Annotated in this window: 9 protein-coding genes; 5 read left to right on the plus strand and 4 right to left on the minus strand. The window is 71.1% G+C overall.

Annotation, left to right across the window (positions count from 1 at the left end):
• Positions 1-136: 136 nt before the first annotated feature.
• Complete coding sequence (locus OG344_RS28095; RefSeq protein WP_405085667.1) at positions 137-1,642, plus strand: peptide MFS transporter; 1,506 nt, start codon at positions 137-139, stop codon at positions 1,640-1,642.
• Positions 1,643-1,707: 65 nt separating this feature from the next.
• On the opposite strand, the gene fxlM is transcribed toward OG344_RS28095, so the two are convergent.
• The 3 genes from fxlM to OG344_RS28110 all read right to left on the minus strand — a co-directional run bounded on the left by fxlM (position 1,708) and on the right by OG344_RS28110 (position 6,854).
• Positions 1,708-2,967: a methyltransferase, FxLD system gene (fxlM, locus tag OG344_RS28100; RefSeq protein ID WP_405085668.1), complete on the minus strand. Its 1,260-nt coding sequence runs from the start codon at positions 2,965-2,967 to the stop codon at positions 1,708-1,710.
• Between the two features lie 94 nt (positions 2,968-3,061).
• A complete protein-coding gene (locus OG344_RS28105; RefSeq protein ID WP_405085669.1) occupies positions 3,062-5,170 on the minus strand; it encodes a DUF222 domain-containing protein in 2,109 nt (702 codons plus the stop codon).
• A 202-nt stretch (positions 5,171-5,372) separates the two neighbouring features.
• Positions 5,373-6,854, minus strand: coding sequence for a PLP-dependent aminotransferase family protein (locus tag OG344_RS28110; RefSeq protein ID WP_405085670.1), 1,482 nt, complete (start codon positions 6,852-6,854; stop codon positions 5,373-5,375).
• A gap of 64 nt (positions 6,855-6,918) precedes the next feature.
• Between OG344_RS28110 and OG344_RS28115 the strand changes: the two genes are divergently transcribed.
• The 4 genes from OG344_RS28115 to OG344_RS28130 all read left to right on the plus strand — a co-directional run bounded on the left by OG344_RS28115 (position 6,919) and on the right by OG344_RS28130 (position 11,913).
• Entirely contained in the window at positions 6,919-7,557 is a 639-nt protein-coding gene (locus tag OG344_RS28115; protein ID WP_405085671.1) for a YitT family protein, read from the plus strand.
• A gap of 24 nt (positions 7,558-7,581) precedes the next feature.
• On the plus strand, positions 7,582-9,387 hold the full coding sequence (locus OG344_RS28120; protein ID WP_405085672.1) for a glycoside hydrolase family 15 protein: 1,806 nt from the start codon (positions 7,582-7,584) through the stop codon (positions 9,385-9,387).
• Between the two features lie 108 nt (positions 9,388-9,495).
• The gene (locus OG344_RS28125) at positions 9,496-10,086 is read left to right on the plus strand and encodes a snapalysin family zinc-dependent metalloprotease (RefSeq protein ID WP_327046271.1); all 591 of its coding nucleotides are present in this window, start codon (positions 9,496-9,498) and stop codon (positions 10,084-10,086) included.
• A 27-nt stretch (positions 10,087-10,113) separates the two neighbouring features.
• Positions 10,114-11,913 carry a glycoside hydrolase family 15 protein gene (locus OG344_RS28130; protein ID WP_405085673.1) on the plus strand — a complete coding sequence of 600 codons (1,800 nt, stop codon included), beginning with the start codon at positions 10,114-10,116 and terminating at the stop codon, positions 11,911-11,913.
• Positions 11,914-11,976: 63 nt separating this feature from the next.
• On the opposite strand, the gene OG344_RS28135 is transcribed toward OG344_RS28130, so the two are convergent.
• Positions 11,977-12,966, minus strand: coding sequence for a pirin family protein (locus tag OG344_RS28135; RefSeq protein ID WP_150934658.1), 990 nt, complete (start codon positions 12,964-12,966; stop codon positions 11,977-11,979).
• Positions 12,967-13,054 lie beyond the last annotated feature (88 nt).

A 13,054-nucleotide genomic window follows, 5' to 3' on the forward strand; every position in this document is an offset into this window, starting at 1 on the left:
CCTGCATCGCACCACAGGGGATCACCGAGGACAAGACTCCACGGGCGAGGGGCGCACGAATGCGCCATCCCAAACGGACAAACAGGACATAAAGGCATATAAAGTTGCTGAGATGATGCGTGATCGGGGGGTACGCATGGCATCCGGACGACCAGGGTCGCCTGCCGGGGAGCGGACGTTCTTCGGCCATCCGCGCGGGCTGGCCACGCTGTTCGGCACGGAGATGTGGGAGCGCTTCAGCTACTACGGCATGCGCGCCGTGCTCGTGCTGTTCCTCACGGCGCCCGCCACCCGCGGCGGCATGGGCCTGCCGGAGACGACCGCCGTGGGCGTCTACGGCGTGTACGTCGCTTCGGTGTACCTGCTGGCCCTCGTGGGCGGCTGGCTGGCCGACCGGCTGCTCGGGGCACGCAGGACCGTCCTGGTCGGCGCTTTCGTGATCATGGGTGGTCACCTGAGCATGGCGATGCCCATGGGCGGCGGCTTCGTCTGGCTCGGCCTCGTGCTCATCGCGCTGGGCAGCGGTCTGCTCAAGCCGAACATGGCGGCGTTGGTGGGCGAGTTGTACCGGCACGAGGACGACGCCCGGCGCGACTCCGGCTACACGATCTTCTACATGGGCGTCAACCTGGGCGCGTTCCTCGGCATCATGATCGTGCCCTGGCTGCAGACCGGCGGCCGCTGGCATCTCGCCTTCGGGGCGGCGGCGGTCGGCATGCTCTTCGGCCTCGTGCAGTACATACGCGGCCGGGCGACCCTGTGCGGCGCCGGCGAGGAGCCCGACCACCGGCTCACGCCCGCCGAGGAACATCGCTTCAAGATGGTCGCCGGTCTCTGCCTCGCCGTCGTCGCGGGCGGGCTGGCCCTGTGGGCGGTCAGCGGGACGCTCACCGTCGACCGCTTCGCCCTCGCGCTCACGGTCGTGACGGCCGTCGTGCCGATCGCGTACTTCGCCTTCCTGTTCTCGTCGCACGAGGTCACCGCGGAGGAGCGCAGGGGGCTGTTCGCGTACGTGTGGCTGTTCCTCGCCGCCGCGATCTTCTGGCTCGTCTACGACCAGGCCGGAAGCTCGCTGCTGCTGTTCGCCAAGAAGGACACCGACCTCGACGTGTTCGGCTTCACGATCCCGCCGGGCTGGGTGGGGAACATCAACTCCCTCGCGATCATCGTGCTCGCCCCGCTGTTCGCCGAGATGTTCCTCAGGGCCGGCACCCGCATCAGCACACCGCTCAAGTTCGCGATCGGGCTGGTGATCGTCGGGCTGAGCTTCGTCGTGATGTCCGTCGCGGCGGGCGTCGCCTCGGACGGGGTGAAGGTCTCCATCATGTGGCTGCTGTCGGTCTACCTCATCCAGACCATCGCCGAGCTGTTCCTCAGCCCGGCCGGGCTGTCGGCCACCAACAAGCTCGCCCCCCGCGCCTTCGAGAACCAGCTCATGGGCGTGTGGTATCTGGCGATGGCCCTCGGGGACTCCGTCGGCGGCCAGACCTACCGGCTGACCACGGTCGTGCCCATGCCCGTGTACTACCTGGTCCTCGCGCTCGCCGCGGTCGCCGCGGGTCTCCTCATGCTGCTGTTCGTCCGCAGGCTCCGCGTCCTCATGGCCGAACACCACCTGCCCCCCGTGCCCGCTCAGTCCTGATCTACCCGTCCTGATCTCCTCGTCCTGATCTCCCCGTCCTGACCGCCGTACGCGGTCTGCGAGGTTCAGGTCCAGGCCATGACCAGTTGGGTGTGCCTCTTGCGGAAGATCCGGCCGACTGCCGGATCCGGCACCGCGGCGTCGGCGGGGTGGAGGCTGAAGGCCGGCTGGGGGCGGCGGCGCCAGTCACGGTCCCAGACCTTGATCTGGTCGTGGAGCCGGCGGGCGAGGTCGGCGCCGTGACGGCCGTGTCCGTACGCCCCGAACTCGTGACGGGCCGCCGCCGTCGCGTGTGACGCCGTCGCGTGTGACGGGGCGTCGCGAAGAGCGAGGTACGCGAAGCTGTCACGGGTGATGAGAGCCGGGCAGTACCACCGTATGGCGGTCTGGACGAGATCGCGGCCACGATCCGGGTCCTGCCAGATCATGCCGAACCTGTCCTCGGCCGTGGCCAGCCACAGATTGAGCGTGTCGAACGGCTCCCCGCCGCCGACCTCGACGCCGGTCCACAACTCCGTGCGGGGTTCGACCAGCGCCCGGCCGAGCGCGTCGACGTCGAGTTCGGGGCCGTCTTCGATCGTCAGCGTGACCGCTCCGCCGTCGAGGACGGCTTCCCGCCCCCTGTACGCCCCGGCACCCTGCATCGCGATGAACCCGCACACCGTGGGGTTCAGACCTCGGAACCGGTCGCCGTCCCGTACGAAGGTGAAGGACCTGGTGATCGTGGCGAAACGAAGGGGAACCACCATCCGGCCCTCCGGAGCGAGCAGCCACCCCCAGGGGCAGTCCCAGGCGCCGACCGTCACGAGGATGGCGTCGAACGGCCCGTACTCGTCGGCGGCGTGCTCAGCGTCACCGAGAACCACCTTGACCTGTGAATATCCGGTGTCGGCCAGGAAGCGGGCCGCCCGCTCGGTGACCCAGGGATCGATGTCCACGGTGAGCACGAAGCCGTCCGGGCCGACCATCTCGGCGATGAGCGCGGCGTTGTAGCCGCCGGAGCCGATCTCCAGGACCCGCGCGCCGCGGGTCAGCCGGGCGGCCTCCAGCATCTCGGCCTGCAGCCACGGCGCGCTGATGGAACTGGTCGCCCTGCCGTCAGGGTCGCGTTTGGTGATGACGACATCCCGGGCGGAGTAGGCCGCGTCGAGCGCCGCTTCGGGCGCGAACCTGTCCCTGGGGACCTTCGCGAAGGCCTCGGCGACCTCAGGAGACCGAATCGAACCCCACTCCGTGAGCGCGGCGACCATTTCGGCACGCAGGCGATCGGCGGATGCCGGTGGACGGGCGTCGGTGTGGGCGTCGGTGTGGGCGTCGGCGGACACTCCCCCGACGTTAGCGAAAGCCCCCCGTATCCAGCGCCGTTTCGGCTGAACCCCGCCAGCCGGGCCGGGCCACCAAGGATTCCGGCTTTCGCCTCTACACCCGCAATCGGGTGGTTCGGGGGTTGCGGTAGGTGAAGGCCCAGCGGTCGTCGCCGATCTTGCGGCGGGTGTAGCGGGTGGGGTGGCGGTAGCGGTCGCGGTTGTGGAACTGGCAGGCCGGCCCAAGCAGCTTCAGGTCGGTCAGCCCGCCGCTGCACCAGTTGTCGGCGTGGTCGATCTGGCACATGGTGGCGGGCAGGGGGCAGCCGTCGACCCAGCAGGTGGCGTACCGGGCGAAGACCGCCCGGCGCTGGGCGGGGGTGGCCAGGCGGACCTTGCGGCCCATGTCGAGGACCTGCCCGGCGGCGTTCATGACGATCCTCACCAGGGTGCTGGTGCGGGCCAGCCGGTGCACGCTGGAGGCGGGAAGCAGATGCCCGGTCGCCAGGATCAGCCCCGGCAACCCCCGCAACAACACCCCCGGCGGACAGTTCACCCCCGCCCCCGGCGAAGCGTCGGCTCCCACCCCCGCCCAGGCATCACTGCCAGGCCAAGCGCCACCTCTTGGCCAGGCGTCGTCTCCTGGCCCAGCGTCGCCGCCGTGTTCCGCATCCGGCGGAGCGTCGGGCTCGGGTGCGGGGTTGGGCGAGCTACCGGCGGCTCCGCGGCCGGTGGCAGGCTCCTGCCCGTCAGCGCCCCCACCCGCGCCCGCGCCCGTACCCGCGGCGGCACGGGAGGCGGCATCACCGGCGGCACTGGAGGCGGCGCGGGAGGCGGCAGGGCGAGTGTCGTCTCCTGCGGAGGGGGCAACGGTCGAGCAACCGTCCTCGCCGGCTGAGCGATCACCGCCCGCTGGGGGCACAGTGGTCGTGCGTTCGGGGCTGACGGCCGATGGCCGTGTGCCCGGCTCCGCGCCCCCCGGCTCCGCACCCGCTGGCTCTTCGTCTGGCTCTTCGTGTGGTTCTCCGTCGGCGGGCTCCTCAATGGTGGGCTCGCCATCGTCGATGATGGGCTCACCCTCGTCGCAGGCAGTGCCACTCGGAGGGTCGTCGGGAAGGGATTCGGCGTTGACCAGCACCAGAAGCTCAGTGACGATCTTGTTCTCCAAGAACGCGATCAACGCATCCGCGTTCCGCACACTCAACGTACGGTCATCACCATCAGCCTTCGGCCTGGCGTAGACGTCCAGCATGTGCCGCAACCGCGCGGCCGCCTCCACCGGCAGGTAGAACTCCCCCTCCAGCCCGCCGCCCCTACGCCGGCGCACCCGGAAGAACCGGCGGTCGAAATCCGCCTGCTCGTCCTTCTCGTGCCCGTCGGGGTCCAGCACCGCCCGCAGATACCGCCCCGCCTTCGCCACCTCCGCCGCACCCGCCGACCCCGCCAACTCCAACAGAATCCGCTCAGCCGTCGCCGCCTGCTCATCGGTCAACCCCGCGGTGGCCGTGCAGATCGCCTCCACGACCCCCTCCGCCAGACCACCCTCCGCGAACAGGCGACGCACCTCAGCAAGACGGTGCACTTCCATGCTCATCGTCAACAGGCGCCCCGCCCCCGCAGGCGTCATCCCCCCGGCAGACCGCAACCACAACTTCGTGGACGCATGCCCATGGTTCTTCGCCTCCCCCGCCCGATGGACACGACCCACCCGGGCCGCCAACGCCGACGTGATCCGATCACGGACCGCAAGCAACTCCTCCGCCTCGGCCAGACACACACCCGCGTCCTCAGGCACCGGCACCAACGCCACCACCCGAGCCGCCTCGACAACCGCCGCCACCGCCACCCACGACGACGACCCCGAGCCGGAAGCACCACCAGAAGCACCGACAGCACCGCTGGAAGCGCCGGCGGGATCACTGCTGTCGGCACCTCCGGCGCCACAGGAAGCATCACTCGCGGTCTCATCGTGGGTGGATTCGACACCGGACGCGGTATCACCACGAGTCGTGAATGAACGGGCAGGGCCAGGCGATTCCACCGAGTCGTCGAACCGGCTCGCATGCTTCCGCGTCGCAGGGTCGACAATCGGCACATATTCGCGGGGGAGTGAATCTTCGGTAGCCCACAGGGGCGAGCGGGCGGTGAGCTGCTCCCACCAGTCGTCCGCACCGGTACCGTTCGAACGAGGGAGGCGCTCAGGATCAACGTCGAACAGATCCATCACATCTCCCCGATAGATTCGAAATCCTGTATTAATTCTTCCACATCAGCCAGTCAAGAACACCCCCACGCGACGATTTGGTTGGAGCCACAGACCGATTCCTAAATGTCGAATATGCGGCTCCCGCCGACTTCTCTCCAATTGGTCGTTAAATGGCCACAGCCAGGGAACTTGCCTTATCTGGACGGCCCGGTCCGGGTGGTCACAGCGTCGGCGTGAGCGGCTCCCGGGATCGGAAGCGAGCCGGAGAGTCTCCCGGAAAGGCCGCGCCGGAGACCACGTGCGAGACGGCAGGGAAATCGGCCGGAGAGGCGGCGAGGCGCCGTACCGCCTCCTCCAGCACCGCCGGTGGCTGGGTGAACGTCAGCCGCACGTATCGCTCCAGCGTGCCGTCGACGCCGAACCACGGGCCCGGGGCCAGCCGTACGCCCCGGGCGGCGGCGGCCTCGGCGACCGCGCTCGCCACCGGCGTGTCGAGCCGCACCCACAGCGACCCGCCGCCGGGCGGCGGGGTAAAGGCCCATCGGGGCAGTTGCTCGCGCAGGACCTCGGTCAGCGCGGCGAGCGAGGCGCCGAGCGTGCGGCGGCGCTCGGCCCGCGCCTCCTCGATGCGCTCGAACAGGCACGCCACCACGAGCTGGTCGAACACGGCGCTCGCGATGTCCACTGCGGCGCGCAGCAGGGCCAGACGCCGCACCATCGCCGCGGTCGTCCGGATCCAGCCGACCCGCAGGCCGCCCCACCACAGCTTCGACGCCGATCCCACGCTGATCACCCGTCCGTCGGTGTCGAACGCGGCCAATGGCGTCGCGCGTACGGCGGGGTCCAGCGCCATCTCGGCCCAGACCTCGTCCACGATCAGCGTCGTGCCGTGACGCCGTGCGGCCCCGACCAGCGCGGCGCGGCCGGCGTCGTCCATGAGGTGACCCGTGGGGTTCTGGAAGTCGGGGATGACGTAGGCGAGGCGGGCCGCCGACTGGCGCATCGCGCCGCTCACCAGGTCGAGGTGCCAGCCGTCCTCCTGCACGCCCACCGGCACCAGGCGGGCGGACCGCAGCCGGGCCGCGTCGATCGCGTGCGGGTACGTCGGCGACTCGACCAGCACCGGGTCCCCCGGCCCCGCGAGCAGGGACATGATCAGATGGACGGCCTGCTGCGCCCCGCCCGTCACGAGGATCTGCTCGGGCCGGGTGGGCAGCCCGCGCTCGCCGTACCTGCGGGCGATCGCCTCCCGCAGCGGCGCGAGCCCGAGGGGGTGGTAGCCCGAGCCCAGCGCGTACCGGTGGTAGGCCTGCCCCGCCTCCTCCACGGCCTCGCCGAGGAGGGAGATCGCGGACGGGGCGGCGGCGTGCAGCGGCAGCAGCCCGTCCTCGTCGGAGGCGAGCCACGGGTTGTCGGCGCCCAGCGCGCCGGGGTCCGGCAGGGCGGTGCGGCTTCCCGACCCCTGCCTGCTCTCCAGGTAGCCCTGCTCGCGCAGCCGGTCGTACGCCGTGGTCACGGTGGTGCGACTGACCCCGAGCGACTCGGCCAGGTGCCGTTCGGGCGGCACGCGCACGCCCACGGCGAGCCTCCCGTCAAGGATCAGGCCGCGTACGGCGTGCGCGAGCGCCCGGTAGTACGGGCGGGAGCCGGGCGGCACCCGGACGAGCCTGGCGAGCTGGGGAGCGCTGACATACCGGTCCATGCGGTCCAATTTCGCCGATTGGCCCTTTTATGGCAAGCCATTGGCCTGCACCATTAAGCCCACTATGACCGAACTCTCCCTTTCGCACCCCCGCTCGCTCACGTTCCGGCTCGTCCGTCTCTATGTCGGTCTGGCGCTCTACGGCGGCGGGATCGCGCTGCTCGTCGAGTCGGGCCTGGGCCTCGATCCCTGGGAGGTCTTCCACCAGGGCCTCGCGGTGCGCACCGGCTGGTCGATCGGCATGTGCATCAACCTGGTGGGCGCGCTGGTGCTGCTGCTGTGGATCCCGCTGCGGCAGCGGCCCGGCCTCGGCACGATCAGCAACGTGCTGGTGGTGGGCACGAGCGCCGACGTCGTGATGTGGCTGGTGCCCGCGCCCGCCACGTGGCCGGTCCAGTGGACCTTCCTGCTGAGCGGGATCGTGGCCATCGCCGCCGCCTCCGGGCTCTACATCCACGCCGGCTTCGGCCCGGGGCCGCGCGACGGCCTGATGACCGGCCTGCACCGGATGGGCCTGTCGATCCGGCTCGCCCGTACGCTCGTCGAGCTCACCGTACTCGCCGCCGGCTGGCTGCTCGGCGGCACCGCCGGGATCGGCACCGTCGTCTTCGCCCTGGCGATCGGCCCGCTGACGCAGGTCTTCATGAAGCTGTGGGCCCCGGCCGGGGTCACCGCCCGGTCACCGGGTACGCAGCCGTCATGACGCGCCGCGCGGGGAGGTGAGCGCATGCGGATCGAGGACTACGCCCTCGTCGGGGACACGCAGTCGGCCGCCCTCGTCGGCCGGGACGGCTCGGTCGACTGGCTGTGCCTGCCGCGGTTCGACTCCCCCTCGTGCTTCGCCCGCCTGCTCGGCGACGAGTCCAACGGCTTCTGGCGCCTGGCCGCCGCGGGACGGGACACGGCCGCCCGGCGGGCGTACGTCGGCGACTCGCTGGTGCTCGCGACCGACTGGGAGACCTCCACCGGGACGGCCAGGGTGCTCGACTTCATGCCGGTCCGGTCCGGCAACCCGGCCCTGGTACGGGTGGTCGAGGGCCTGTCGGGGACCGTCGAGATGACGACCGAGATCCGCATCCGCTTCGACTACGGCCGCATCGTGCCCTGGGTGCGCCGTACGGGCGGCCACCTGCACGCGGTCGGCGGGCCCGACTCGGTCTGGATCCACTCCCCCGTCCACCTGCGGGGAAGCGACTACCGGCACCAGGCCGCCTTCACCGTCTCCGCCGGAGACCTGGTGCCGTTCGTGTTCACCTGGCACCCCTCCCACCAGCCGCGGCCGAAGGCCATCGACCCTCTCGCCGAACTCGGCCTGACCATCCGGCTGTGGCAGGACTGGGCCGCGCGCTGCGGCTACCGCGGCCCGTGGCGCGACGCCGTCGTCCGGTCGCTGATCACGCTCAAGGCCCTGACATACAGCCCCACGGGCGGGATCGTCGCGGCGCCGACCACGTCGCTGCCCGAGCATCTCGGCGGGGTGCGCAACTGGGACTACCGCTACTGCTGGCTGCGTGACGCCGCGATGACGCTCGACGCGCTCCTGCGGGCCGGGTACGTCGAGGAGGCCCACGCCTGGCGCGTGTGGCTGCTGCGCGCCATCGCCGGCCGCCCCGAGGACCACCAGATCATGTACGGCGTGGCCGGTGAGCGCCGCCTGCCGGAGACGACGCTCGACTGGCTGCCCGGCTACGAGGGATCCCGGCCCGTCCGCATCGGAAACGGCGCCGCCGGTCAGTTCCAGCTCGACGTCTACGGCCAGGTGGTCAACGCCCTCTATCGGGCCCGCAAGAAGGGCATGGCGCCCGACGACTACATCTGGGCGCTGCTGGTGAAAGGGGCCGAGTTCCTTGAACACAACTGGGACCGGCCCGACGAGGGGCTGTGGGAGGTGCGCGGGCCGCGCCGCCACTTCGTCCACTCCAAGATCATGGCGTGGCTCGCCATGGACCGCATGACCCGAGGCGCCGCGGAGCTGGGCCGTACCGGGCCGTTCGAGCGGTGGAGCGCGCTGCGCGACCGCATCCACGCGGAGGTCTGCGAGAAGGGCTACGACCCGGTCCGCAACACCTTCACCCAGTCCTACGGCTCAACCGAACTCGACGCCGCACTCCTGCAGATCCCCATCGTCGGCTTCCTGCCCCCCGACGACCCCCGCGTCACCGGCACCATCGACGCCGTCGAACGCGAACTCATGACCGACGGCTTCGTCCTGCGCTACCCCACCGCCGACCACAACCCCGCCGAACACAACCCCGCCGAACACAACCCCGTCGACGGCCTCCCCGGCGGCGAAGGCGCCTTCCTCGCCTGCAGCTTCTGGCTCGCCGAAGCCCGCGCCCTCACCGGCCGCCACACCGAAGCAGTCGAACTCTTCGAACGCCTCATCGCCCTCACCAACGACGTCGGCCTCCTCGCCGAGGAATACGACCCCCGCACCAGACGCCAACTCGGCAACTTCCCCCAGGCCTTCAGCCACATCCACCTGATCCACACCGCCCAGGCCCTGAGCGGCGCGGCCCCTATACCTCAGTAGTAGGGGGAAATTGGCCTGTCCCCGGCGGGCTGGGCCGCGCGTACGGTGACGGCAGGCCCCACCCGAGGCGCGCCTCGCGGTGGCAACCCCCCGATCGAGGAGACCCCGATGCGCCTGTCACGGTTCCTCCGCGCCCTCCCGGCCCTGGTCCTGGGCCTGGTTGTGGGACTCGTCCTGCTGTCGCCCGTGCCGTCCGCCCACGCAGGGGCGAGCGGGTTGAGCACAGTGAGCGCGGTGCGCGTGCTCCGTTACGACGCCAGCCGGGCGGCCGAGTTCCGCACGGTGATCGACCAGGCGGCCCAGGTGTGGAACGCCAGTGTCACCAACGTCCGGCTCGTGGCGGGCACACCGGCCGACTTCACCGTGCTCGCCGACAACGGCTGGCCGCGCACGAGCCGCACCGGCCTCGGCCGGGGCACCATCTGGATGGGCAGGGAGGCGACGAGCGAGGGCTACTACCCGCTGCGCATCGCCACGCATGAGATCGGCCACATCCTCGGCCTGCCCGACCGGCGCACCGGCCTGTGCTCCGACCTGATGTCCGGTTCCAGCGCCCCGGTGAGCTGCACCAACGCCAACCCCAGCGCGGCGGAGCGCAGCGCGGTCAACGCCAACTTCGCCGGATCGGCCCTGCTCGGCGGATCCGCGGCGCTCTTCGTCGACCGCCCGGACGCCGCGAGCCTCGCTCCGGCGGCATAGGAGCCATCCCCCGGGTAGCGTGGCGGGATGCGGATCGAGGACTACGCCCTCGTGGGCGACATGCAGTCGGCCGCCCTCGTCGGCCGGGACGGCTCGGTCGACTGGCTGTGCCTGCCGCGCTTCGACTCCCCCTCGTGCTTCGCCAAGCTGCTCGGCGACGAGTCCAACGGCTTCTGGCGCCTGGCCCCCACGGGCCACGAGGAGGCGACCCGCCGGGCGTACGCCGGGGACACGCTGGTCCTGGAGACCGTCTGGGAGACCTCCACCGGCGTGGTCAAGGTGATCGACTTCATGCCGCCCCGCTCCGTCAACCCCGATCTCGTACGGATCGTGGAGGGCCTGTCGGGCACGGTCGAGATGAGCACCGAGATCCGCATCCGCTTCGACTACGGGCGCATCGTGCCCTGGGTGCGCCGTACGGGCGGCCACCTGCACGCCGTGGGCGGGCCCGACTCGGTCTGGATCCACTCCCCCGTCCACCTGCGGGGAAGCGACTACCGGCACGAGGCGACCTTCACCGTCTCCGCCGGGGAGCGGGTGCCGTTCGTGTTCACCTGGCACCCCTCCCACCACCCGGAGCCCGAACGGATCGATCCCCTGGAGCAGCTTGCCGAGACCACGGCCATGTGGGAGGCGTGGTCGTCCCGGTGCGGCTACCGCGGCCCGTGGCGCGACGCCGTCGTCCGGTCGCTGATCACCCTCAAGGCCCTGACCTACAGCCCGACCGGCGGGATCGTCGCGGCGCCGACCACGTCGCTGCCCGAGCATCTCGGCGGGGTGCGCAACTGGGACTACCGCTACTGCTGGCTGCGCGACGCCGCGATGACGCTCGACGCACTGACCGGCTCGGGGTACGTCGAGGAGGCCGACGCCTGGCGCTCCTGGCTGCTGCGCGCCATCGCCGGCCGCCCGGAGGACATCCAGGTCCTGTACGGCGTGGCCGGCGAGCGCCGCCTGCCGGAGACGACGCTCGACTGGCTGTCCGGCTACGAGGGGTCCCGGCCGGTGCGGATCGGCAACGGCGCGGCCACGCAACTCCAGCTCGACATCTACGGGGAGGTCATGAGCGCGTTGTACGAGGCGCGCAAGCAGGGCATGCCGCCCGACGACCACGCCTGGGCGATGATCACCGCGTTGATGAGGTTCTTCGAGCACAACTGGGACCAGCCCGACGAGGGGCTGTGGGAGGTGCGCGGGCCGCGCCGCCACTTCGTCCACTCCAAGGTGATGGCCTGGGTCGCGGCCGACCGCATGGTCCGGGTGATCGAGGAGCTGGGCCGGGAGGGCGACGTGGAGCGGTGGGGCGCGCTGCGCGACCGCATCCACGCGGAGGTCTGCGAGAAGGGCTACGACCCGGTCCGCAACACCTTCACCCAGTCCTACGGCTCAACCGAACTCGACGCCGCACTCCTGCAGATCCCCATCGTCGGCTTCCTGCCCCCCGACGACCCCCGCGTCACCGGCACCATCGACGCCGTCGAACGCGAACTCATGACCGACGGCTTCGTCCTGCGCTACCCCACCGCCGACCACAACCCCGCCGAACACAACCCCGCCGACCACAACCCCGCCGACCACAACCCCGTCGACGGCCTCCCCGGCGGCGAAGGCGCCTTCCTCGCCTGCAGCTTCTGGCTCGCCGAAGCCCGCGCCCTCACCGGCCGCCACCACCAAGCGGTCGAACTCTTCGAACGCCTCATCGCCCTCACCAACGACGTCGGCCTCCTCGCCGAGGAATACGACCCCCGCACCAGACGCCAACTCGGCAACTTCCCCCAAGCCTTCAGCCACATCCACCTGATCAATACGGCGCTGGCGCTCCGGTAGCCGTCAGTGCGTCTCAGGCCAGTGCGTCTCAGGTCAGCGCGTCTCAGGTCAGCGCGTCTCAGGTCAGGGCGTCTCAGGCAGCGGGCCGTCGGCGTGCGGGACCCGCTCGGCGGGGATGACGCCCAGGCGTCCGGCCTGGTAGTCCTCCATCGCCTGGATGATCTCGGCGCGGGTGTTCATCACGAACGGGCCGTAGTGCGCGACCGGCTCGCGGATCGGCCGCCCGCCGAGGAGCAGCACCTCCAGTGCGGGCTCGGCCTGCGGCTGGGCGGTGTCCGCGGCGAGGGTCAGCGACCCGCCCGGGCCGAAGAGGGCGAGCTGCCCCTTGCGGACCGGCCGCCGCTCAGCGCCCACGGAGCCCTGACCGGCCAACACGTAGGCGAGGGCGTTGAAGTCCGGGTTCCAGGGCAGGTCGAGCCGGGCGCCCGGGCTGACGGTCGCGTGCACCATCGTGATCGGGGTGAACGTGACGCCGGGGCCGGCGTGCCCGTCCAGGTCCCCGGCGATGACCCGGAGCAGCGCGCCGCCGTCGGCCGACGCGAGCAGGGCCGCCTCCCGCCCCCGGATGTCCTGGTAGCGGGGCAGGTGGAACTTGTGCGCGCGGGGGAGGTTGACCCACAGCTGGATGCCGTGGAAGAGCCCGCCCGAGACCACCAGGTGCTCCGGCGGCTTCTCGATGTGCAGCAGGCCGGACCCGGCGGTCATCCACTGCGTGTCGCCGTTGGTGATGGTGCCGCCGCCTCCGTTCGAGTCCTGGTGCTCGAAGACGCCGTCGATGATGTAGGTGACCGTCTCGAAGCCGCGGTGCGGGTGCCACGGCGTGCCCTTCGGCTCGCCGGGGGCGTACTCGACCTCGCCCATCTGGTCCATGTGGATGAACGGGTCGAGCAGCGACTGCGGCACCCCGGCGAACGCGCGCCGTACGGGGAAGCCCTCGCCTTCGAAACCGCTGGGGGCGGTCGTCACCGACCGTACGGGGCGGGGTCCGGCGACGGCCGGATCGGGTGCGGCGACGCGGGGCAGGGTCAGGGTGTCTGCGGTGACGGCGGGCATGGCCACCTCTCCTGGTTTAAAGTTCAACTTCTTACGCGTTGAACCAAGCCCGCCCGCAGGACATTCCCCGCAGCCCAGGACCGGCGGC

Source organism: Microbispora sp. NBC_01389 (assembly GCF_045040095.1).
Lineage (GTDB): Bacteria > Actinomycetota > Actinomycetes > Streptosporangiales > Streptosporangiaceae > Microbispora.